The organism is Bradyrhizobium sp. AZCC 1693 (assembly GCF_036924745.1).
Classification (GTDB): domain Bacteria; phylum Pseudomonadota; class Alphaproteobacteria; order Rhizobiales; family Xanthobacteraceae; genus Bradyrhizobium.
Window position 1 is genome coordinate 3,971,480 of record NZ_JAZHSD010000001.1, and the last position, 21,782, is coordinate 3,993,261.

The window sequence follows — 21,782 nt, forward strand, 5'->3', positions numbered from 1 at the left end:
CCTTCCATCAAACCAATAGTTCACCCGCGAGGAATGTCCTGGCCTCGGCGGTTTGCGGCGTATCGAAGAACGACGCGGCGGCGGCGGTTTCCACGATGCGGCCGCGGTGAAGCATGGCGACGTCGCCGGCGAGCCTGCGCGCTTCGCCGAGATCATGGGTCGCCATCACGACCTTGATGTTGCGTTCGCTCACAGTGCGGATGATGTCTTCCACCGCCTTGGTAGCTACCGGATCGAGGCTCGCGGTCGGCTCGTCCAGGAACAGCACCGCGGGATCGCGCGCGAGCGCCCGCGCCAGTGCCAACCGCTGCTGCTCGCCGCCGGATAACCTTCGCGCGGCGCGATCGGCGAGACTTCCAAGCCCGACCAGTTCGAGCAGCTCGCTGGTGCGGCGCGCATGCTCCGCGCGCGGCACGCCGGCGGCGCGCAGCGCGAAGCGGATATTGGCGGCAGCGCTGCGCCGGAGCATCGCCGGCCGCTGAAACACGATCGCACGCCTGAGCGGCGGGACATTTTCCAGCCCGCCCCAGGTGATGCGCCCGCGCGAAGGCGCGAGCAACCCCATCGCCACGCGCAGCAGCGTGGATTTTCCCGAGCCGTTGGGGCCGATCAGCACCGTGGGCGGACCCGGCAGCAGCGTGAGCGCGATATTGTCAAGGATCGTGACGCCACCTGCCGTCACCGTGACGCCATCGAATTCAATCGGCAGTTCGCTCGAAGGCGCGCGCATGGTCATCCCGCCAGTCGTTCGCCGGCGCGGCGGGCGGTCCAGGCCAGCGCGTTGACGGCGATCACGATCGCGATCAGCACGAGGCCGAGGCCGACCGCGAGCGGCAGATCGCCCTTGGAAGTTTCCAGCGCAATCGCCGTCGTCATCGTGCGGGTAAAGCCTTCGATATTGCCGCCGACGATGATGATGGCGCCGACCTCCGCCGCGGCACGGCCGAAGCCGGCGAGCAACGCGGTGACGAGGCTGAAGCGTGCGTCCCAGATCAGCGTCATGACGCGCCCGATCGGGCCGAGATTCATCGCGGTGAGTTCGTCGCGGTATTCGATCCAGAGATCCTCGATGGTCTGCCGCGCGAGCGCGGCGATGATCGGCGTGACCAGCACGGTCTGCGCGATGATCATGGCGCCCGCCGTAAACAACAGACCGAACGAGCCCAGCGGCCCGGAGCGCGACAGCGCCAGATAGACCGCGAGACCGACGACGACCGGCGGCAGGCCCATCAGGGCATTGAGCATGACAATGACGCCCTGGCGTCCGGGGAATCTTGTCAGCGCAATCCAGGCGCCCAGGGGAATACCGATCAGCGCAGCCAGCACCACCGCGGACAGGCTCACATAGAGCGACAGCCGCACGATGGCGAACAGCGCGGGATCGCCGCTGAGCACGAGTTGGAGGGCGGATACGTCGTCTGGCATTGATTATTCCGTTTCGCAGACATCTTGCGCAGATGGAACGGATATGGTCAATTTCCGTAGCATCTGCATTCATATGCATATAAGTGCCTATGCCGGAACTACTTACCACCGACGAAGCGGCCGACTATCTCAGGCTCTCGGAGCGCAAGCTTTACGAGCTGGTGGCGGAGCGCGCCGTGCCTTGCAGCAAGGTGACCGGGCGCTGGCTGTTTCCGCGCGCGGCGCTGGACCGCTGGGTCTCCGCCGGCCTGATCGCGCCTGCCGCGCTGGCGCAGGTGGCGGCGCCGCCGATCGTCGGCGGCAGCCATGATCCGCTCCTGGAATGGGGCTTACGCGAAAGCAATTCCGGCCTCGCCAGCCTGCCCGAAGGCAGCGAGGAAGGCCTGCGGCGGCTGACCAAGGCCGAGGTGATGATTGCCGCGATCCATCTGCACCGGCTCGATGGCGATGACGAAACGGCCAATCTCGAAGCGGTCACTGACGCGGCGGGGTTGCACGATGCGGTGGTGCTCAGCTTTGCACGGCGCGAGCAAGGCATTCTCGTTGCGCCAGGCAATCCCTTGGGCCTGAGCGACATGGCCTCGATCGCAACTTCCCGCGCGCGCATGGCGCAGCGCCCCACCGGGGCCGGCGCGCAATTGCTGCTGCTCGCGCTATTGGCGCGCGCCGGCATCGCGCTCGACGACGTGAGGCTGGCAAAACCCGCCTTTCCAACCGGACCGGATATCGCGCAGGCGATCCGTGCCGGCCGCATCGACTGCGGCATCGCCACCCGGTCGGTCGCGCGGTCGGCCGGGCTCGATTTCCTGCCGCTCACCTGGGAGCGTTTCGACCTCGTGATGCGCCAGCGCGACTATTTCATGAAGGGCCCGCAGGCGCTGTTTGGCTTCATGCGCACGTCCATACTGCGCGACCGCGCGGCCGAACTCGGCGGCTATGACGTCAGCGACGCCGGCGCGGTGCGGCTCGTGAACTAGGGATACCGATCGCCAGCGACGCCGCCCGTTTCCCTGCTGGTCCAACCCGAAACACGGATAAGCGGCGAAGTCGAAGTTTAATCGGGGGAACCGGAAACTTCAGGGCCTGGCCCCGGATCGCCACCGCCACGCCACCAAAACGCCTAACGACTCAACGAGGCCTATTGCAACGGGCCGCGGGCACCAACGGAGGAACTAATGGATACTCCAACCTCTGCCTCACCCGACGAGAAAACGCTTTCGTCGGAGCAGGCTGTGGCGACACAACCCAGCAAAGAGAAATCGAATCCCTCCAGCCCGCTGGAGATCACCGCCGAACGATTCAACTCTTCCGTCGCCCGGTTGACCACAAATTCAATAGACGAACTTCACAAGCTGGCTTTCGAGCTTCAAAAAATGCAAGAATTCCTGAAGTCCGAGGTCGACAGCGTACAGCGCCAAATCGACAGCGCGGTCGCCGGAATAAATATCATCGTCGAAACTATCGGTCCGTGGAAAAGCATGGCGAACTCCCAAACACTTCCATCAGGCACTCGCAGCGCCCGCGCAGGGGGACCGGCGGCCAACCTTGAGCAACGCATTCGCGCCGGGTCGTAACGGCCGAGGCGCCGCCCGGCGATATTTGCCGGCTGCGGTGGACTCTGGATGCATCGCGCTTCCCAACAATGCCATTCGCAATGCAGGCGTCGATGAAGCCGCTTGCTACGCCCGAAAACGCTATGCTTACCGCCGCCCCGGCAGCCACGCGGTATAGCCGGCCTCTTCGAGCCGCTTCATCACCTCGTTCAGATGCGCGCGGTCGCGCGTTTCGATCACGACTTCGAGCAGGGTGCCCTTGGCAGGCAGGTCGGAGAACGTGCGCTGGTGCGAGACCTCGATGATGTTGGCGCCGGCTTCAGCGAGTAGCGCCGAGACCGACGCAAGTTGCCCTGGTCTATCGACGATATCGATGGCGATCTGCGTCAGCCGCCCCTCGCGCGCGAGTTCGCGGGTCAGCACCGAGGCGATCAGCCGCGTATCGATGTTGCCGCCGGTGAGGACGAGGCCGACGTTGCGCCCGGCAAATCGCGCCGGCGTTGCCAGCACCGCGGCAAGGCCGGCGGCGCCGGCACCCTCGACCACGGTCTTTTCGATCGCAATCAGCATCGCCAGCGCGCGTTCGATATGATCCTCCGTGACGAGAACGATGTCGTCGACGAGATGACGGATGATTTCGGTGGTGATCCGGCCCGGCACCTTGACGGCGATGCCTTCGGCGAGCGTGTCGCCGCGCATCGGCAGGCTCTCGCCCTTGATGGCGTTGTACATCGAAGGATAGAGCTCGGCCTGCACGCCGACGATCTGCAACTCCGGCTTCAGCGACTTGGCAGCAATCGCCATGCCGGAAATCAGCCCGCCGCCGCCGATCGGAACCACCAGCGTATCGAGCTGCGGCACCGCAGCGAGCATTTCGAGCGCGATGGTGCCCTGCCCTGCGATGATCAGGGGATCGTCATAGGGATGGATCATGATGAGGTTTTTCGCCCTGCCATGCTCGCGCGCGAACTCGGCGGCCTCTTCAAGCGTCGCGCCGGAAACGATCGTCTCCGCGCCGTGACGTCTGGTGTTCTCGATCTTCACCATCGGGGTGCCGACCGGCATCACGATCGCGGCGGGAATACCAAGCCGGTTGGCGTGATAGGCCACGCCCTGCGCATGATTGCCAGCCGACATCGCGATCACGCCGCGCCGTCGCTCGTCCGGCGACAGCGCCAGCAGCCGATTGAGCGCGCCGCGCTCCTTGAAGGTCGAGGTGAACTGCAGGTTCTCGAATTTGAGCCAGAGATTGCAGCCGCAGATCTCGCTCAGCGTCCGGCTCTGGTCGCATTCGCTGACCATGACGGAACCGCGGATCGCAGCCGCCGCGGCCGTGATGTCGCCGGGCGTGACGGCAAGACCTGCTTCGAAAGCGTGCTGACGTGGCGGAGCGTTTTTGGGGGCTTTCGGCATCTGAAGGGGCCTCGTTGAGAGGCAATCGTATCAGCCTTTTCCGCCGGACGCGCCTCCTGCGAATCTCGTAAAAATCCCGCCCCATGAACATGGGTGTCGCAAAAAGCCGCCGCGGCGTTACACTTGGCCAAGGGCCGCGGGGACAGGCGGCCGGAGTTTTTCAGATGAATTCATTGAACGATGAGCCGCAGGCGGAGGCCATCACGATCGTGCTGGTCGAGGACGACGCGCCGACGCTTTGGCGGCTGCAGGACGCGCTGAGCAAGGCCGGATATCAGGTCAGGGCCGCCGGCACGCTCACGGAAGCCCGCGCCTGTCTCGCGCAAGGCGCGCCGAAAGTGCTGCTGACCGACCTTCAATTGCCCGACGGCCATGGCGTCGATCTGATCCGCGAAACGCGGCAGCGCTTCCCAGACACCGAGATCATGGTGATCTCGATTCTCGGCGATGAGGAAAGCGTGATCTCCGCGATTACCGTCGGCGCCACCGGCTACCTGCTCAAGGACGCCTTCCCGACCGATATCGCCGCCACCGTGCGCGACCTCGTCGCCGGACACTCGCCGATCTCGGCATCGATCGCGCGCTTCATCGTGCGGCGGACCCAGAACACGCCCGAGCCGCCGCCCGGTCCCGCGCTCAACACCGCCAAGCTGACGCCGCGCGAGATCGACATCCTCTGGGGCATCGCCAAGGGCTTTAGCTACGCCGAGATCGCCAGCCATCTCGGCCTGTCGCGCCAGACCGTGCCCGGGCATATCAAGAACATCTATCGCAAGCTCGAGGTTCATACCCGGGGCGAGGCGGTGTTCGAGGCGGTCCAGCAGGGCTTGATCAAGCTGTGAACGACCACGACGAGGACGCGACGGCGGAACAACCGCCCGGGCGCGAACGGCGGCGGCTGCTGACGTCCCGCCTGGTCCAGTACCTGCTGCTGCAGGCGGTGATCGCCGGCGCCTGCATCCTGGCGCTTCTGCAGTCGCTGCCGGGCCCTCCCGCCCAGTATCAGGTCACGGCATTCCAGCTCACCGAAGCCGGCGTCGAGCGCGCGGTGACGCTGCCGTATTTCTCCCGGTTGCGGAATGCGATGGACGATCCGCCGCGTTTCAGCGGAAAATTCGTCCACCCGGCCGGCGAAGCTGCGCGGCCCTGGTCGGTGTTCCTGCCGCGCTTCACCAACGGCGTCGAGGTCACCGTCAACGACGTCGTGATCTTCGACAGCCGGCGCGATCCCGCGGCCAACCGTCCCGATCGCAACACGCCGGCGATTGCGGTGATCCCGGCGTCGGTGCTGCGCGACGGCGACAACGCGATTGCAATCCGGCTGTTCATCTGGGGTCCGATATCAGGCTTTCTCGATCGCATCTGGGTCGGCCCGGACGAATTGTTGCGCCCGACCTATGATCTGAGAACCTTGATCTTCGTTACCCTGCCTGTGGTGTTCTCGTCGTGGCAGGCGATCCTCGCGGTCATTCTCGGCATCATGTGGGTGATGCGCCGCCATGAGCCGGCCTACGGGGTTCTGGCGGCGGCGATGGCGGTTGGCGTCGCACAGGCCTTTCTGCAAACGCCGATGGGGGAGACGCCGCTCTCGAGGCTCAATGTGGTCCTGATTTCCTCCGCGCCGCTGGAAAGTGCGCTGGTGCTGACGTTTGCGCTGTTGTTCTCGGGGTGGAAGTGGCAGCGCTGGGGCTGGATCATTTTCATTCCGGGAATCGCACTGGCGCTGGGCGGCCTGTTCGGAAATCAGGCGCTGTCGCGCACGCTGTTCCTCGTTCTGGCGGTCCCGATGGTCGGTATCTCGCTGGTCATCATGGCTGTTGTCAGCGCCCGTTCGGCGCTGAAATGGCAGAACGTCGCAGGCTTCCTGCTCGGCTGCGCGGTCACGATCATGCTGACCTGCTGGATCGCCGACCTGCTTTCGGTATTCCAGATGACGCCGAACCGGATCTTCGTCGCGCGGCTGTCCTATTCGGTGATGCTGGTGGCGATCGGCGCCGGGCTGACCTGGCGGTTCGCCCGCGCGCTGAACCAGGTCGACGGCTTTGCCGGCCGCCTCGTCACCCAGGTGCGCGAGGCTGAGGAGAAGCTGAAGGCCAGTTTCGCCCGCGAGGAGGAACGCGCCCGCGCCGCGGCGCTGGCGCGCGAGCGGACGCGGCTGATGCGCGACCTGCATGACGGGCTCGGCGGCCAGCTCGTCAGCATCGTGGCCTTGAGCGAGCGCGGCAATGCCGGCGCGGGAATCGGCGATGCGGCGCGCGCCGCACTGAAGGATCTGCGTCTGGTCATCGATTCGATGGACGACATCGGCGGCGATCTGATGCTGGCGCTGGGCTCATGGCGCGAACGCGCCACGGCGCAACTGCGTCCGCATGATATCGCGCTGGACTGGCGCGCGGTCACGGCGCAGGGCCTGCCGGTGCATCCCGAACTGCGGCCGTGGCACGTGATCCAGATCGTGCGGCTGCTGGATGAGGCCGTGACCAATGCGGTCAAGCATGCCAATGCACGGCGCATCACGGTGAGGATCGAGACACTCGCAGGCGCCGATGGCCTCGACCGCGGCTGCATCACCGTCGAGGATGACGGCCAGGGTTTTGAGATCACGTCTGACGGTGCGGCAGCAGGCGCGATAAAAGCGGCGCGCGGCTTGCGCAACATGCGAAGCCGCGCTGCGCGCTGTGGCGCGGAGCTGGAACTGAGCTCCTGCGCCCAAGAGACTGATCAAGCGACTGATCAAGGCACGCGCGTAAAGCTGACATTGCCCCACCGCTTTCCCGACAGCGACGGCGCTACCGGTTAACTTACGTATCTTCGTTTTGACGCGTTTTCTTTACGCGAACCGGAATCCACTTCGCTCGAAAACGCTTTAGCTAGCCTCAGCGGCGGCCGACGCGATTGACCGGACCGCCGCGATTCATCGGCGTGCCGGGGCGGACGCCGACGCCGGGAGCACCGACGCCGACAGCACCGACGCCGACAACCGGTGTAGCGACCACCGCAACCGGCGTCGGCCGCACCACGCAGCCCTTCGGCACGCCGACCGTCTTGCAGTAAACCACCGCGGCCTGGGCCGAACCCACACCGCCCAGCGCGAACGAAGCCACGGCCGAGAACGCCGCAAGCGTCAGACCAGCGCTCAACCAACCTGTCTTCTTCAACATGTATCATCTCCCGAATTGGGCGTGCAGCTCTTTGCGATGTGCCGATCGGTCACCGCAGCCGACGCGGGATGTACATGGTCCATGTGAGCCCGCGGCAACATCCCATGAAAATGGTGTGGGCGTGCGCGCGAGGATTTGCGGGCCGATTTCCGACGCCATGAACATGGCATGGACCAGGGGCGCAACCTCGACGAGCTTCCGCGCGCTTTCAACCCTCATATCCTCGTCGAAAGGTGATCCACGATGAAATCAATCCACGTCTCGGCCGCCGCGCTGATCCTGTCGCTCGCCGCCGGCTCGCTGGCGCAAGCGCAATCCGGACCCACCCCGCAGGAGCAGATGGCCTGCCGCTCGGATGCCGGAAAATTCTGCGCCGAACATGTCGGCAAGCCGCCGCAGATGAATGCCTGCCTGCGCGCCAACAAGGCGAAGCTGTCGGATGGCTGCCGCAAGGTGGTGGAATCGCACGGCGGGTAAAACGGCTGCGATGATCGGGATTGCGTTCCCCGGATGCTGCGCACCACGCCGCGCTTGTCGGCGTGGTGCGCTGCTGATCCGGGGTCCACAGGCTCGGGTCCCGGCTCTGCGGTGCATCGTCCAGAGACGCCGCACCGCGTCCGGGACACGGATACCCCGTTCGAAGAAACATCACCATGCCCGAGTGGTGATCGTCCAGAAACGATCAATCATCCTGATCGAACAGCCTGATCCGGGGCATTTCGCTTCTGGCCGGCTCGGCGAACATATCCCTTCTCCTGGGCTCGGCGAACAAGTCCCTTGGCAAGTCCCTTGGCTCGCCTTCTTCCCGGATTCTGATTCGCCGCGGCTCGGTCACTTCCCGGACTCTCTCTTCGACCGCCTCGAGCTCCTGCTCACGGGGCTGCTTCAAACGGCGCTTGTCGGCCCATTGCTGTCGCCGTTCCGCGCGCCGTTTTTCGGCGTCCGCCCGTTTGATGTCGGCGTCGCGGGCTCTGGCGAAGGCATCCCGGGGCACGGCGGTCTTTTCGTCGGCCTGTTCGGCAGGCTTCGAAGATTGCGGTGGTGGCTGTACGGGTTGCGCGGCCGCACCGTTGTTGGCGGGCTTCTCTTCGGCGCGGGGAGGATTGGCGGGTGGAGCTGTCGCGTCTATTTGCGGCTGCGGCTGCGTGTTCGGCTGTTGCTGCGTTTGTGGCTGCTGGCTCTGCTCCTGCGCGGGCGCGGCAGCCGGATTCGTCCCGGCCGTCGCAGCCACATGCGGCACCGGCTCCGCTGGCGCCGTCGTGACTGTTATCGGTTCCGCCGACATCCTGCGTTCCAGCTTGGACACCGTCTGCGAAGGCGGGCTGGTAATGTTCGCAGCCAGATAGCCACCGCCAAGACCAGCGCTGACCGCCACGATCACGGTTCCCACGCCTGCAAAATAAGCCGTCGACGTCCGCATGGTTCGGCTCCCTCGTCCACGCGGGCAACGCGTTGGCATGGGCCGATGTTCCTGCACGGCAGCGTGAGGGAATTGGAACCGGCGGCGCTGCAATCGCAGCGCGCACCGCTCAGATCATCGCGGCGACTTTTTCCAGGCCGATGATGCGGGCGAGCGAACGGACTTCGCTCTTCTGGTCTTCACGCAACTGGAACAGCAGCGGCATCGCCGCCGATTTCAACTGCTGGACCTCTGCGGAGTCGGGATCGATCGGCACGCCCGCAGCACTCGGGTTGGCCTGACGGCCCGCATGAATCTTGCGGGCGACAGCGCGCAGCGCGCTCTCCACCGGCGGCCAATAGGACTCCTGCGATGCGGACAGTTTCAGGCGGTCCTTGATTCCGGCGATCTGGACGTCGCTGAGCAGCGCGTAGTTTTTCTGCGGCTGGGGCTTGGCTGCGGCCGGGTTTGCCTGCTTGGGCTTCGGCGGCGGGGTGGGCGCTACCACGACCGGCGCAAGCTCCTTCGGCAGACCGATATCGGCGGGGGCGGTCGAGGCATAGGCCTGGCGCAACGGCTCGCTCAGCGCCGCGGTGGTCTGCGGCGGCTCATAGGCGGCCAGCGCGTAGCTCACGACGGCCAACCGGTCCTTCTTGCTTTCCTTGTTCGAAACCGGCGCCTGGACGACGGCCGTGGAAGCAGCAGCCAGTTGGGGCGGCGCCGATGGTACGCTGTCGCGGCCGAGAATGGCAGTGGCGGCGGCGCCGACCACGAGAAAGCAGATCAGCGCGACGATCGTCATGGTTTTGGTCAAAAAGGTCTCCATTCCCGCCGATGTGTGGCCCTTTTGCCGAAAACTGGACGACAATTGAGGCTTTACGATGCCGACGGGAGCCCTGACGCGGCCGAAAAGCTGGGGAAATCGTCCCGAAACAGCTTGGAATCAGGCCGCGGCGGCCAATTCGTAGGCTTCCTGAATGTCGGCCACGATATCGGAAGCCTCCCACAGGGCGTCGGGCTCGATCGCCTGCAGGGTGACGGTCCAGTTGCTCTTGCGGCTGCGGGGCAGGCTGACGACCTCGAATTCGATCCCGCGGCACAGCGGATGCCGATCGAGCGCGAACATCACCCGCCGGGTGATCTCGTGCAGGGTCGCCGGGGTTTTGGCAGCTAGATACTGATCGAGATCCATTCCATTACCCCTTCGATTTGCCGTCCGTCCGACCGTGGCGGCGGACCGTCCTCTGGGGCTATTGTTGGGGCCGATATGGTTAACGGCGCGTTAAGGGCGGCAGTGGCACGGGCCGGAACCTTAAGCGAGCGGCGGAGCGGAACAGCCCGGCATGGCTGAAGCGATACCTCAGACGACAACGGCCGCGGCCGGCCCTTCGGTCCGCGCCCCGCTGGCGGCGGCCGTGTTGGTTTCGGCCGTCACGCTGTCGGTCGCGACCTTCGAACTGGGGATGGCGGACTGGCCTTCCGGCTTCGTCCTGCTCCTGGTCGTGCCGCTGGTGGCGCTGATCTTCTGCGGCTGTGCGCTGTGGTCAGCGACGCTCCTGCTCCGCCTCCGAAAAGGCGGGCTGAAGTTCGCCCTGCCCTTCCTGGCGTGCGCGTTGACGCTCGCCGTTCTCGTCTATGCCCCGCTGCACCAGATCGCCCTGCAGCAGAATTTCAACTGGCACCGCAAGAGCCGCGAGCGGATCGTGGCGCGGATAGAGGCCGGCGAACTCAAGCCGAACGTCAGTTACAACAAGCGCCTGATCGCGCTCGGCGACCGCGAACCCAACGCTTCCGCAGGCGGCAACGACATCGTGGTCGATGAGGCCGACGAAGGCACTTATGTGCTGTTTTTGACCACGCGGGGCCTGAAGCACTATTTCACCGGCTTCCTGCGCGTGCCACCGGGCGGCGATCCCAAAAAATTCTTCGAGTTCGAAGACAAGCCGCCGAGCCAGTTGGTCCGCTACGACAAGGACTGGTATTTCGTGGCGAATTAGGCGCCTCAAACCAGCTCCATGCGCAGATGGCGCCCGACTGCCTGCGCGGCCCGCGCCAGCGTCCCCAGCGTTACCGACTCATTTTCGGGATCGAGCAAGCGATCGAGCTGAGCGCGGCTTGTCTTCATCCGCACCGCGAGCTGGGTCTTGGAAATTTCCTCACGCCGCATCAATTCGTCGAGCTGTCGCACCAGCACTCGCTTGATCGCCCGCGCAGTTACACCCTCGTAGATTCCATCCTCCTTCAGAAAATCATCGAAAGACGATCCAATTCGACCTTGTTTGCCATGCACCTTCTTCATGCGATCTCCTTCTTTCGCTTGATCGCCAATTCCAGATCACCTGCGGGCGTCTTCTGCGTCTTCTTGATGAAGGCGTGCAGCAATATCATTCTGCCTTCATGTTCACAGAACAACACGCGGGCGATACGCCCTTGCGTCAATGTGCTGCGGACCTCCCACAATCCACGACCCAGGGACCGGTAGAGCGGCATCCCAATCGGCCATGCGAACTCGACGTCCTTGATGTCCTCGCCGACGATCTTGCGATCATCGGCGGACAAGCCCTTCAGCCATTCCCGAACCGGCTCACGACCGGAGGAAAGGGTGTAAAAGGGTGTAGAAGAAAGCGGGCAGTTGTTTCATTGCGCCCAGACTTGTACCATTTTTGGTACGCTGCTGCAAGAAAAATCCAGCCGGCCCCCTTATATCGAGCGTGCTGTATCAACAGGACTGGCGAGCAGGGCCTGTTTCTCGGCTTCGCGGCATGGAATGAAAAGGAGATCGATCAGGCCGCGCGCATCCTTGGCCGGATCGTCCGCTAGCAGCGTGTATCGCGCCGAACTAGCCGGCCGCGCGCCGCGGCTTTGCATTCGCGGCATCAGCGGCCGCCGGAACCTGCATCAGAATGGTTTGAGCTGTAGGCGCGATTTCCACGCCGCACTCCTGGAATCGCCGCTTCATGCGGCGGTTGAATTCCCGCTGCACCGGCCAGCGGCCGGCGTCGCTGCAGCGAATCTGGCCGACGATCGAGGCCATCGAGCCGTCCACCTTGTCGACGCCCCACAATTCGAGATCGCCGCGGATCAGGTGCTGGAATTCCACCTCGCGGCGCATCTCGGCGACGATGTCTTTCAGTATCTGGCCGGCGCGGTCGGTGTCTTCCTTGTAGGAGACGTTGACGCTGACGGCCGCGTTGCCGGCGCCGCGGCTTGAATTGGTGATGGTCGTCACCGCACTGAACGGCACGATGTGCACCGAGCCGTCGCCGGAGCGCAGGCGAAGGGTGCGGATCGAGACGTTTTCCACCACGCCCGACAGGCCCGACAGCGTGACGTTGTCGCCGACCTGGACGGTGTTCTCGAGCAGCAGGAAAAGCCCGGTGATAAGGTCCTGCACCAGTTTCTGCGAGCCGAAGCCGATGGCGATGCCGACGATGCCGGCGCCGGCCAGCAACGGCGCGACGTTGACGCCGATTTCGCTCAGCGCGGTGAGGCCGACGACGGTGACGATCAGGCCCAGCAGCACCGTTCGCAGCATCGGCTGAAAGGTGCGCAGCCGCGCCGCGCGCGCGTAATGGCCCTCGCGCGACAGCGCATTGATCTTGCGGTCCAGCAGCGCGTTGCTGATCTCCCAGATCGCCGCCGCCGCCAGCGCGGCAATGCCGACGGTCACCACCGCCGACAGCAACCGGCTGCCGATCTGGCCGCCATAGAACCAGACGATGGCATCGACGCCCCAGACCTCCAGCAGCGCAACGAAGCCGATGAACGCAATCACCGCCGAGACGATATTGCGCAGCAGCGGCAGATAGCGGTTGGCGCGGGTCTCGAGGCCCGGGAAGCGGCGCAGCAGATCGGGGCTGATGCGAAAGCCGCGGTCGATCAGGCTCAGCACGAGAATGGTGGCAAGACGCATGATCAGCACGACCGCGATGGTGCCGACGAAATACTGCAGCAGCAGCGCGTAGCCGTTGCGGATGTTCAGCGCCCACACCGCCCACAGAGCGAGATCGAGCGCGATCGCCAGATAATGCCAGAGGCCGGCGATGCGATTGCGCACCCTGACCGCGGCGCCCTCGCGGCCGGCCGGCGCGCGAATGGCCTCGGCGACGGGCCTTCGGCACTGCAGGATGATGACGACAACAAAGAGATGCACGACCAGCATCACCAGGCGCAGCACCGTTGCGTAGCCGGCGCGATGCAGGCCCAGCAGCAGCGCTACATTGGCGAAGGCGATGCCCGAGACGGCGACGGTAACGATGCGCCGCGCCCATATCTCGATGTAGGCTGCCGTCTCGGCGCGAACGCGAAACAGGCCGAACGGCCCGGCCAGCGCCCGCACGACGCAGATCAGCGCGCGCGACAGCGCATAGGCGTTGACGACCGCAAGGATCACCAGCCGGGTGGTTGCGAGATCGCCGATACCGGTGCCGAGCAACATCGTGGCGATCCCGATGAAGACGAGCACCGGGAGCAATTCAAGCGCGAGACGTCCCAGCACGAAGGGCAGCCTGACCAGCGACTGCCAGGTGCGCGCCAGGCTGAGCCGCCGTTGCTGCAGCTTGGGCTCCGCGACGACGTCAGCCGCCGACGATGGCGGATCCGCCACGGCCAGCGTCTGCGCCGGGGCGCGCGCGGTTTGCGGAAGCCGCGCTTCCAGGAGCGCCACCGGCCGCTTGATGAGGCGGAACACCAGCCACTCGGCAGCGAAGGCACAGAGGAACACCAGCGCCAGCTTCCACGCGATATCGAGCAATTGATGATAGGCGGACGGATCGTTGGCGGTCCGCACGAACCAGTAATAGAACGCCCGAAAATGCGTCAGTGTCCGCGCTACGTCGGCAACCTCGCGCGAAATCTCGCCGACCTGCTCGGATATCGAAAGCAGAAGCTGTGCGCCAAGGCTGTCCGAAGTTAGCGGTATCGCGGATTTCTGCTCGAGCGCGGCGGCTTGCGGCGGCTGCGAGGCATTGGCGATCACACGCAGCGTCTCGATGACCTGCGCGCGCTTCTTGTCGTCGGAAAGGGTCTCGAGCGCCCGCTTCGCCTGCTCGGGCGAAAGCACGTCAACTTTATCGGCGGCAGGGGCAGCCGGCGCAGCGCCGGGCTGAGCGAAAGCCGGAACAATAAACAAGACGCTGGCGAAGAGTAGCGACGGCAGGAGTTTGAGCGACACGAAGACCTCTTTGGAAAAAATGCGCCCGACGGCGAAACCGGGATCGGCCTCGCCCTCGCGCCTGCGTCATGTCGGATTGCCTGTTTTCGCCGCCATCCTGTGTCGGAAGTTTGCCATAGCGACGGTTTTCTTTTGGCATTTCGCCTGGCATTGCAGCATCACAGAAATGCCGCAGCGCCTAATCGCCGGGAACTTTTGCCATTGCCGCAAAAAGAGGGAAAAGCGTAGCGCTCTAATCAAGTCTGACGCGCGCGGCGGCCTCGCGAAATTCCGCTGATGTGCGCGCCACCAGCTCATCGACCGAAAGCAGCTCCGTTACGCCCGAGACGGAATGTCCCGCGCTCCAGATATCCTTCCAGCTTTTTGGACGGCTCTCGCGCGCACCGATGTCGATATCCTTGCCGATATCGATCGCGCCGCGCAGCGGCAGATTATCCGGATCGAGCCCGGCGGCCTCGATCGAGGGCCGCAGCATGTTGGTCTGCAATCCCGTAAACGCCGACGTCAGCAGGACATCGTCGGCGCTGCTCGCAACCAGCAGCTCCTTGTATCTGATATCCGCCATGCTCTCGTGCGTGGCGATGAATTTTGTGCCCATATAGGCGAGTTCGCAGCCGAGCGCCTGCGCGGCGCGAAGGGCGTGGCCATCGGCGATGCCGCCCGCCAGCACCAATGGCCCATCGAAGAACGCCCGCACCGCGCGCACGAACACGAAGGGATTGAGCCAGCCGGTTTGACCGCCCGCGCCGGCCGTCAGCAGCACCAAGCCGTCCGCCCCCGCAGCCACCGCACGCTCGGCATGGCGGATCGAGGCAACGTCTGCGAAAACCAGCGCACCGGCATCGTGCAGCGGCTTTAGCACCGGGGCCGGCGATCCGACCGACGTAATCACCATCTCCGGCCGGTGCCGCAGCAGCACCTGCAGATCCTGCTCCAGCCGCGCATTGGAACGATGCACGATCAGGTTCGCGCAGACCGGCGCTGACGGTTTGCCGCTGGCATCCGCATACGCCTTCAACCTGATGTCGATATCCGACAGCCATTCGTCCAGTTGTTCGGGGCTGCGGCAGTTCACCGTGGGAAACGAACCGATCACGCCGTTGCGGCAGGCGGCTACCACAAGGTCCGTGCCGGAGACGAGAAACATCGGCGCCGCGATCAGCGGCAAACTGAGGCGGTCGCGAAAGCGCGAGAGAGCATCGGATGATTGCGTCATGCTGGCTTGAGCCGCGTCCTCTTTGTGCTAGCGTTCATTGTTGTCTTGACGCGTTTTCTTCACGCGAACCGGTATCCACTTCGCTCGAAAACGCTATGGACGCCAACATTGGCACGGGCGAAGGCCAATTACAAAACAGCGGGAGAAAAGAATGAGCAATCCGCTCTACGCGTTTCCGACGGCGTGCGAGCAGACCTTGCGGGCGCTGGCGCGCTACCCGCAACGCACGGCGTTCAGCTGGCCGGGCGGATCGATCACCTATCGCGGCACGACCGACATGATCGGACGCATCCAGAGCGTCTTCATGCAACTGGGCTTTGCGCCCGGCACCCGCGTCGCCTTCCTCACCGCCAACCGCGCCGACACCTGGAGCGCCGGCTGCGCCGCGCAATTGTCGCGGTTCGCGATCACCTGGCTGCATCCGTTGGGATCGCTGGACGATCAACTGTTTCAACTGGAAGATTCCGAAGCGCAGATGCTGGTGGTCGACGGCGTGACGTTCCGCGATCGCGGTGGCGAGCTCGCCGCCAGGGCCACGGGTCTGAAGACCGTCTTCACGCTCGGGCCGGCCGACTACGGCGTCGACCTGCTGCAGGCGATCGAGGCGGCCTGCAGCGCCACGGCGCGCAGCTTTGCTCGTCATGACGACATCGCCACGCTCAACTATACCGGCGGCACGACGGGAAAATCCAAGGGTGCGCTGCGCTATCACCGCGAATATGGCGGCTTTGCCAGTGCGATCCTGGCCGATTTCGAAATTCCAGAGACCCCGCGCTATCTGACGGTGGCGCCGATCAGCCATGTCGCGGGGACAAAAGTACTGCCGACGCTGATGCGCGGCGGCACCGTGCACATGCTTAAAGGTTTTGATCCCGAAGCCGTGTTCAAGACGATCGAGCGCGAGAGGATCAATTTCACTTTGTTCGTGCCGACGATGATCTACGTGATGCTGGATCATCCCGCGCTCGACAAGACCGACCTCTCCTCGCTCGAATTGTTGCTGTATGGCGCTTCCGCGATGTCGCCGAGTCGGCTGGTCGAGGGCATCGAGCGGATCGGGCCGGTATTCTCGCAGCTTTACGGCCAGACCGAATGTTATCCGGTGTCGGTGCTGCGCAAGGCCGAGCACGATCCCAAGACACCGGAATTGCTCCTGTCCTGCGGATTCCCGATCGCCGCGTGCCAGGTCAAGATTCTCGACAATGACGACCAGGAAGTCGCAACCGGCGAGGCCGGCGAGATCTGCGTTCGCGCCGGCCACGTGATGGCCGAGTACTGGAAGCGTCCGGACACGACGGCTGAGACGCTCAAAAGCGGCTGGCTACACACCGGCGACATCGCGCGGGTCGACGAACGCGGCTACATGTTCATCCTCGACCGCAAGAAGGATATGATCGTCTCCGGCGGCTTCAACATTTTTCCGCGCGAGGTCGAAGATGTGTTGTCGCAGCATGCCGACGTCGCGATGGTCGCCGTGGTCGGCGTGCCCGATGACAAGTGGGGCGAGGCCGTCACCGCCGTGGTCGTCGCGCGCGAAGGTGCGCGGCTGAATGCGGATGAACTGATCAACCTCGTCAAGACGAAGAAGGGCTCGGCGCACGCGCCAAAGCACATCAAGTTCGTCACCGAGTTGCCGATGACCGGCGTCGGCAAGGTCGACAAGAAGGTGCTGAAGGCCGGCTTCTGGACCGGCCGCGAACGGATGGTGGGGTAGGCCTCACACGGTGGGACGATCGTGTCGCGGACGCAGCGCGACGCGCGGCGCAGCATCCGGGACACGAAAGATCCCTAGCCCGCCATGCGCCTCTCGGCCACCTTCGACTTGTCGAAATTGTTGGGCACCTCGATATCGACTTCCAGCGTCGAGACGTTCTTGCCCCGCTCCAGCTTGACGATGACCTTGTCGGGGTCGAGCTGTACGTGTTTCGATACGACGGCGAGAATTTCCTCCCGCAGCGTGACCAGCAGGTCGGACTGGCCGAGCAGCCCGCGCTCGTGCTGCAGCAAAATCTGCAGCCGCTCCCGGGCAACGGGGGCAGTCGCCTCGCGGCCGCCGAACAGCCGCAGCAGCCTCATGCTCATGCAGCCCTCCGACCCAGTAGCCGATCCATGAAGCCCTTGCGTTCGGCCGGCACGACCATGGCGACTTCCTCGCCCATCAGGCGGCGCGAAGCGTCAACATAGGCGCGGGCCGGCGCGCTCTCGGCATTGTTGAGCGTCACCGGCGTGCCGACATTGGACGCCTTCAGGACATCCTGGCTCTCGGGGATGATGCCGAGCAGGGGCGTCGCGAGGATTTCCAGGATGTCGTCGATATTGAGCATCTCGCCGCGCGCCGCGCGCGCTGGATCGTAGCGGGTGATCAGAATGTGTTTCTCGACCCGCTCGCCCCGCTCCGCCCTCACCGTCTTCGAATCGAGCATGCCGATGATGCGGTCGGAATCGCGCACCGAGGAAACCTCGGGATTGGTGACAATGACGGCCTCGTCGGCATAGCGCATGGCAAGCGTCGCGCCGCGCTCGATGCCGGCCGGGCTGTCGCACAGGATCCAGTCGAACCGGCTCCTGAGCTCGGTGATGACGCGGCCGACCCCCTCATCGGTCAGCGCATCCTTGTCCCTCGTCTGCGAGGCCGGCAGCAGCCAGAGATTTTCCAGCCGCTTGTCGCGGATCAAGGCCTGCGGCAGCTTGGCAACACCCTGCACCACGTTAATGAGGTCGAACACCACGCGGCGTTCGGCGCCCATCACCAGATCGAGGTTGCGCAGGCCGACGTCGAAATCGACCACCACGACGTTTTGCCCGCTTTGGGCAAGCGCCGCGCCGAGCGCGGCGGTAGAGGTGGTCTTTCCAACGCCTCCCTTGCCTGAGGTAACGACCAGCACCTTGGCCATACGTGATCTCCTTAGCCGGTTAATTCAGCGGGGTAATTTTCATGGTGTCGCCTTCCAGCCAGGCCTGCGCCGGGCGGTTGCGAAGCGAAACGTCGATTTCTTCTGCAGTCTGGTAGTAGCCGTCGATCGCAAGCAGTTCGGCCTCGATTTTCTGGCAGTAGATCCGCGCGCTGGAATTGCCGTTGACGCCCGCCATCGCGCGGCCGCGCAACGTCCCGTAGATGTGGATCGATCCGCCGGCGACGATCTCCGCACCGGAGCCAACCGAGCCGAGCACGGTGACGTCGCCCTCGATGAAGACGATCGACTGACCGGAACGCACCGGGCTATCGAGCAGCAGCGAGGTCGGCTTCCGCTTGGCCTCCGGCTCGGGCTTCGCCGGCTCGCTGCGCGTAATCACGCAAGCGCGGCCGCCGGTCAGCAAAGGCGGCATGTTCGCCGCGAGGCGTTCTTCGTCCACGCCCTCGATGCCGAGGACGCGGATGTTGCGCTCGTTGAGGCTGCCGACGAGATGGGCGATGGCGGCCCCGGAGAGATCGACGGCTGCGAGATCGAGCACGATCGGCTTGCCGACGAAGTAGCCCGGCGAGCGCGCCAGCGTGGCGTCGATCTCGGCGAGCCATTCCACGATCGGCACGACGGGGCTGAATACGAACGCGACATAGGAACGGCCGCGCAGCCGGACCAGTTGACGCGTGGGATCCGCTCGTACGTCCATGATGTTTCGACTCGCCTTTCTTAGTGAATGGTTAACAATCGGCCAACTTGGTTAACGAGTAATTAATGCGACAACCCGCGCTACGCGCAGAAAAGCGCGCAACTGGCGGCAAATTCGGCGCATTTGTGGCTGATTCTTGCTGCTGATCGTGGGGAACGCGCGTCAAACCCTATGCCCATAGGGGTCTCGCGAGTTGTAGTTAACAGGACCTCAACTTACTTTCGTCACGTTTCCGACCTAAATTAGTCCTCGCGCGGCTCCAACAAACTTATGTGTGCTGGCAGGCTTCCCGGGTCTGGCAGCTCATTCCGTCGGGCAGACGGACATTTGCCGGCAGGGGACTAAGGCAGTGGAAGCCGTGGGGATGGTGTGGTCGCGAGACATGATCTCGCAGACAGGTGTCGTCGAACGCAAAGGCGACGCCCGAAACTTTGCTTCAAATCTTCCAACCAAACCTGGCAGCGCCTGGAGAACGGACGTGGATTCCTCCGCGCACCTGCTCCGTGAGCTGGAACTCCTGTCCGATACGTCCGCAGCCGTTTCGCCGCCAACCGATCCGCCGGGTCATCCACCAAGTGCCAATCCGCCAAGTGTCACGAGGAGTAAGCGTATGAGTAGTGTGAGTGAGCAGGAACATCTCAATCCCCGCGATCCGCTGTACTACGCGCCGCGCTGGCTACGGGAGCGGTCGGCCATGCGCGCCGGAAGTCACGACACGCCGTTTTCTCCGGTGTCGTTCGACTCCCAGCTCGAGAGCGCGGTATCGGATGCGCTGCGCCATCCGCTCGATCCCGAGGTCATGCACGAACCCGACCTGGAGTCGAAGAAGGCATTGTGGACCATCGTGGCGCGCTTCGCCGCCGCCATCGGCGTTGCGGCGCTCGTGGCGCTGTTCTTCGTGGTCGCCGTGCCCGGCTCGCGCCAGAGCGATGGTGAGCAGTCGTCGACGTTCTCCAACGTCGCACAGTCGATCAAGAACGCGCTGTCTCCATCCGGAGAGGCTGCGCAAAAGCCTGCGATCAACGAGTTCCAGTCCTTTCTCGCCTCCACCCCGCCGAGCGCTCCGGCGGCGTCCGAGCAGGACGGACAATTGCTCAAGCAGTTCATGCAGTGGCGCGAGAAGCCGGATCCGGCCACGCCACAACGCACCAACCCATAATCCAGACGGAGGGCTGACGATGCCTGAGAACCAACTTACGGCTGACTTGTTCTCAAGGAGTTTGCCATGACCTCGCACCGGATCACTTTGCTGGTCGGGGCCATGCTTTTCGGCATCGCGGGCAGCGCGCATGCCGCCGGCGACATCACGATCGTGCGCGACCTTGCCAGCCGCGTCGGCCCCGTGATCGGGTCGGCGCAGGCTTGCCGGGACATTGCGCGTCCCCGCATCCAGACCATTATCGACAAGTTTTCACAGGTGATCCGGGAAGCCTCGTCGAACGAGGCGGAGCGTTCTGATCTCACCCAGACGTTCGATCGCACCGTGGCCGAAGGACGCACCGCTGTGACCTCCGGCAGGATCGATTGCATCCGGGCCGACCGTCAGCTTGCCGATCTCGAACGCTCGATCTCCGGACCGAGCCTCTCCAGCGTCATCGGCCCGTCGCCTGCCGCAGCGGCCACCGCCGCAAACGCGGCGACCGCGCCGACAGCCAATGTCCCGGCCGGCCCGCTGCCGCGCGGCATCGGCGAAAAGGAAATCCGCTTCGGCATCGCCGCCCCCTTCTCCGGTTCGGCCCGCGAGCTCGGTCGCCAGATGAAGCTCGGTATCGAAACCGCCTTCAACCGGATCAACGATTCCGGCGGCGTTGACGGCCGGATGCTGAAATTGTTCGCCGCCGACGACGGCTACGAGCCTTCGCGCACCGGCGAAGCCATGAAGCAGCTCTATGAAAAGGACCAGGTGTTCGGCATCGTCGGCAATGTCGGCACGCCGACCGCGGCGGTGGCGATCCCCTATGCGCTCGAACGCCGGATGCTGTTCTTCGGGGCCTTTACCGGCTCCAACATCCTGCGCAACGATCCGCCGGACCGCTACGTCTTCAACTATCGCGCCAGCTACGCCGAGGAAACCGACTCCGTCGTCCGTTATCTCGTCAAGATTCGCCGGCTGCAGCCCCGGCAAATCGCGGTCTTCGCGCAGCAGGATTCGTACGGCGACGCCGGATTTGCGGGCGTCGCCAAGGCGTTTCGCTCGATGGGCGTGAACGACGGCGCCATCGTCCGCCTCAACTATGCGCGAAACACCGTCGACGTCGACGACGCGATCAACCAGTTGAAGCTTGCGAAGCCGCCGATCAAGGCCGTCGTCATGGTCGCGACTTACCGGGCCGCGGCGAGGTTCATCGAGAAGACCCGCGACCTCTATCCCGGCATGATCTACTCCAACGTCTCGTTCGTCGGCTCCACTGCGCTTGCCGAAGAACTGAAGCTGCTGGGTCCGCGTTACACCAACGGCATCATCGTGACGCAGGTGGTGCCGGCGGTGTCGGGCTATTCGTCAGCCGTGCTCGAATACAAGAACGCGCTCGCCAAGTATTTCCCGGGCGAGGCGCCGGACTACGTGTCGCTCGAGGGCTATGTCGCCGCCAACGTCCTGATCCAGGGCATCAAGCGGGCCGGACCGCAGCTCGACACCGAGCGGCTGATCGACACGCTGGAGACCATGCGCAATCTCGACCTCGGTCTCGGGACCTCGCTCGGGTTTGGCCGCTCCGAGCACCAGGCCTCGCACAAGATCTGGGGCACGGCGCTCGATGAAAGCGGACGCTACCAGCCGCTCGATCTCGAATGATCAGGAAGCCGCGATATCAGTGTCGCGGCTTCTTCA

General features: G+C 64.4%; 23 protein-coding genes. 9 read left to right on the forward strand and 14 right to left on the reverse strand.

What is annotated here, in order from left to right; all coding sequences use genetic code 11:
- Window positions 1-7: 7 nt before the first annotated feature.
- Window positions 8-730 carry an energy-coupling factor ABC transporter ATP-binding protein gene (locus tag V1293_RS18965; RefSeq protein ID WP_334511371.1) on the reverse strand — a complete coding sequence of 241 codons (723 nt, stop codon included), beginning with the start codon at window positions 728-730 and terminating at the stop codon, window positions 8-10.
- Between the two features lie 2 nt (window positions 731-732).
- Entirely contained in the window at window positions 733-1,425 is a 693-nt protein-coding gene (locus V1293_RS18970) for an ABC transporter permease (RefSeq protein WP_334511372.1), read from the reverse strand.
- Between the two features lie 89 nt (window positions 1,426-1,514).
- On the opposite strand from V1293_RS18970, the gene V1293_RS18975 reads away from it, so the two are divergent.
- The gene (locus tag V1293_RS18975) at window positions 1,515-2,402 is read left to right on the forward strand and encodes a helix-turn-helix transcriptional regulator (RefSeq protein WP_334511373.1); all 888 of its coding nucleotides are present in this window, start codon (window positions 1,515-1,517) and stop codon (window positions 2,400-2,402) included.
- 198 nt (window positions 2,403-2,600) lie between these two features.
- Window positions 2,601-2,999: a hypothetical protein gene (locus tag V1293_RS18980; RefSeq protein WP_334511374.1), complete on the forward strand. Its 399-nt coding sequence runs from the start codon at window positions 2,601-2,603 to the stop codon at window positions 2,997-2,999.
- Between the two features lie 126 nt (window positions 3,000-3,125).
- Here V1293_RS18980 and V1293_RS18985 read toward each other — a convergent pair whose 3' ends face one another.
- Window positions 3,126-4,391, reverse strand: coding sequence for a threonine ammonia-lyase (locus V1293_RS18985; RefSeq protein ID WP_334511375.1), 1,266 nt, complete (start codon window positions 4,389-4,391; stop codon window positions 3,126-3,128).
- 164 nt (window positions 4,392-4,555) lie between these two features.
- Here V1293_RS18985 and V1293_RS18990 point away from each other — a divergent pair, with 164 nt between their 5' ends.
- Together V1293_RS18990 and V1293_RS18995 are read left to right on the forward strand one after the other, a co-directional pair.
- On the forward strand, window positions 4,556-5,233 hold the full coding sequence (locus tag V1293_RS18990; protein WP_442894253.1) for a response regulator: 678 nt from the start codon (window positions 4,556-4,558) through the stop codon (window positions 5,231-5,233).
- The gene (locus V1293_RS18995; protein ID WP_334511376.1) at window positions 5,230-7,191 is read left to right on the forward strand and encodes a sensor histidine kinase; all 1,962 of its coding nucleotides are present in this window, start codon (window positions 5,230-5,232) and stop codon (window positions 7,189-7,191) included. Before V1293_RS18990 ends, V1293_RS18995 begins: the two co-directional genes overlap by 4 nt.
- Window positions 7,192-7,267: 76 nt before the next feature.
- Here V1293_RS18995 and V1293_RS19000 read toward each other — a convergent pair whose 3' ends face one another.
- Window positions 7,268-7,552 carry a hypothetical protein gene (locus V1293_RS19000; protein ID WP_025590848.1) on the reverse strand — a complete coding sequence of 95 codons (285 nt, stop codon included), beginning with the start codon at window positions 7,550-7,552 and terminating at the stop codon, window positions 7,268-7,270.
- Between the two features lie 243 nt (window positions 7,553-7,795).
- On the opposite strand from V1293_RS19000, the gene V1293_RS19005 reads away from it, so the two are divergent.
- Window positions 7,796-8,029, forward strand: a complete 234-nt coding sequence (locus V1293_RS19005) for a cysteine rich repeat-containing protein (protein ID WP_334511377.1) — start codon at window positions 7,796-7,798, stop codon at window positions 8,027-8,029.
- A 205-nt stretch (window positions 8,030-8,234) separates the two neighbouring features.
- On the opposite strand, the gene V1293_RS19010 is transcribed toward V1293_RS19005, so the two are convergent.
- The 3 genes from V1293_RS19010 to V1293_RS19020 all read right to left on the reverse strand — a co-directional run bounded on the left by V1293_RS19010 (window position 8,235) and on the right by V1293_RS19020 (window position 10,143).
- A complete protein-coding gene (locus V1293_RS19010; RefSeq protein ID WP_334511378.1) occupies window positions 8,235-8,933 on the reverse strand; it encodes a hypothetical protein in 699 nt (232 codons plus the stop codon).
- 148 nt (window positions 8,934-9,081) lie between these two features.
- Window positions 9,082-9,765: a hypothetical protein gene (locus tag V1293_RS19015; RefSeq protein WP_334511379.1), complete on the reverse strand. Its 684-nt coding sequence runs from the start codon at window positions 9,763-9,765 to the stop codon at window positions 9,082-9,084.
- A gap of 129 nt (window positions 9,766-9,894) precedes the next feature.
- The gene (locus tag V1293_RS19020; RefSeq protein WP_108512168.1) at window positions 9,895-10,143 is read right to left on the reverse strand and encodes a hypothetical protein; all 249 of its coding nucleotides are present in this window, start codon (window positions 10,141-10,143) and stop codon (window positions 9,895-9,897) included.
- A gap of 151 nt (window positions 10,144-10,294) precedes the next feature.
- On the opposite strand from V1293_RS19020, the gene V1293_RS19025 reads away from it, so the two are divergent.
- Entirely contained in the window at window positions 10,295-10,948 is a 654-nt protein-coding gene (locus V1293_RS19025) for a hypothetical protein (RefSeq protein WP_334511380.1), read from the forward strand.
- A gap of 5 nt (window positions 10,949-10,953) precedes the next feature.
- On the opposite strand, the gene V1293_RS19030 is transcribed toward V1293_RS19025, so the two are convergent.
- The 4 genes from V1293_RS19030 to V1293_RS19045 all read right to left on the reverse strand — a co-directional run bounded on the left by V1293_RS19030 (window position 10,954) and on the right by V1293_RS19045 (window position 15,340).
- Window positions 10,954-11,250, reverse strand: coding sequence for a helix-turn-helix domain-containing protein (locus V1293_RS19030; protein WP_334511381.1), 297 nt, complete (start codon window positions 11,248-11,250; stop codon window positions 10,954-10,956).
- Window positions 11,247-11,519 (reverse strand): type II toxin-antitoxin system RelE/ParE family toxin, encoded by a 273-nt coding sequence (locus tag V1293_RS19035; RefSeq protein WP_442894358.1) that lies wholly within the window; start codon window positions 11,517-11,519, stop codon window positions 11,247-11,249. Before V1293_RS19035 ends, V1293_RS19030 begins: the two co-directional genes overlap by 4 nt.
- 271 nt (window positions 11,520-11,790) lie before the next feature.
- Complete coding sequence (locus V1293_RS19040) at window positions 11,791-14,124, reverse strand: mechanosensitive ion channel domain-containing protein (protein ID WP_334511383.1); 2,334 nt, start codon at window positions 14,122-14,124, stop codon at window positions 11,791-11,793.
- 232 nt (window positions 14,125-14,356) lie between these two features.
- On the reverse strand, window positions 14,357-15,340 hold the full coding sequence (locus V1293_RS19045) for an NAD(P)H-dependent flavin oxidoreductase (protein ID WP_334511384.1): 984 nt from the start codon (window positions 15,338-15,340) through the stop codon (window positions 14,357-14,359).
- 151 nt (window positions 15,341-15,491) lie between these two features.
- On the opposite strand from V1293_RS19045, the gene V1293_RS19050 reads away from it, so the two are divergent.
- Window positions 15,492-17,054, forward strand: coding sequence for an AMP-binding protein (locus V1293_RS19050; protein ID WP_334511385.1), 1,563 nt, complete (start codon window positions 15,492-15,494; stop codon window positions 17,052-17,054).
- 74 nt (window positions 17,055-17,128) lie between these two features.
- Here the strand turns inward: V1293_RS19050 and minE are convergent, their stop codons facing one another.
- The 3 genes from minE to minC are packed head-to-tail and all read right to left on the reverse strand — an operon-like array spanning window position 17,129 to window position 18,952.
- On the reverse strand, window positions 17,129-17,422 hold the full coding sequence (gene minE / locus V1293_RS19055; protein ID WP_334511386.1) for a cell division topological specificity factor MinE: 294 nt from the start codon (window positions 17,420-17,422) through the stop codon (window positions 17,129-17,131).
- Entirely contained in the window at window positions 17,419-18,234 is an 816-nt protein-coding gene (gene minD, locus V1293_RS19060; protein WP_334511387.1) for a septum site-determining protein MinD, read from the reverse strand. Before minD ends, minE begins: the two co-directional genes overlap by 4 nt.
- Before the next feature lie 19 nt (window positions 18,235-18,253).
- Complete coding sequence (minC, locus tag V1293_RS19065; RefSeq protein ID WP_334511388.1) at window positions 18,254-18,952, reverse strand: septum site-determining protein MinC; 699 nt, start codon at window positions 18,950-18,952, stop codon at window positions 18,254-18,256.
- A gap of 610 nt (window positions 18,953-19,562) precedes the next feature.
- On the opposite strand from minC, the gene V1293_RS19070 reads away from it, so the two are divergent.
- Together V1293_RS19070 and V1293_RS19075 are read left to right on the forward strand one after the other, a co-directional pair.
- Window positions 19,563-20,111 (forward strand): hypothetical protein, encoded by a 549-nt coding sequence (locus V1293_RS19070; RefSeq protein ID WP_334511389.1) that lies wholly within the window; start codon window positions 19,563-19,565, stop codon window positions 20,109-20,111.
- 66 nt (window positions 20,112-20,177) lie between these two features.
- Window positions 20,178-21,746 carry an ABC transporter substrate-binding protein gene (locus tag V1293_RS19075; protein WP_334511390.1) on the forward strand — a complete coding sequence of 523 codons (1,569 nt, stop codon included), beginning with the start codon at window positions 20,178-20,180 and terminating at the stop codon, window positions 21,744-21,746.
- Window positions 21,747-21,782 lie beyond the last annotated feature (36 nt).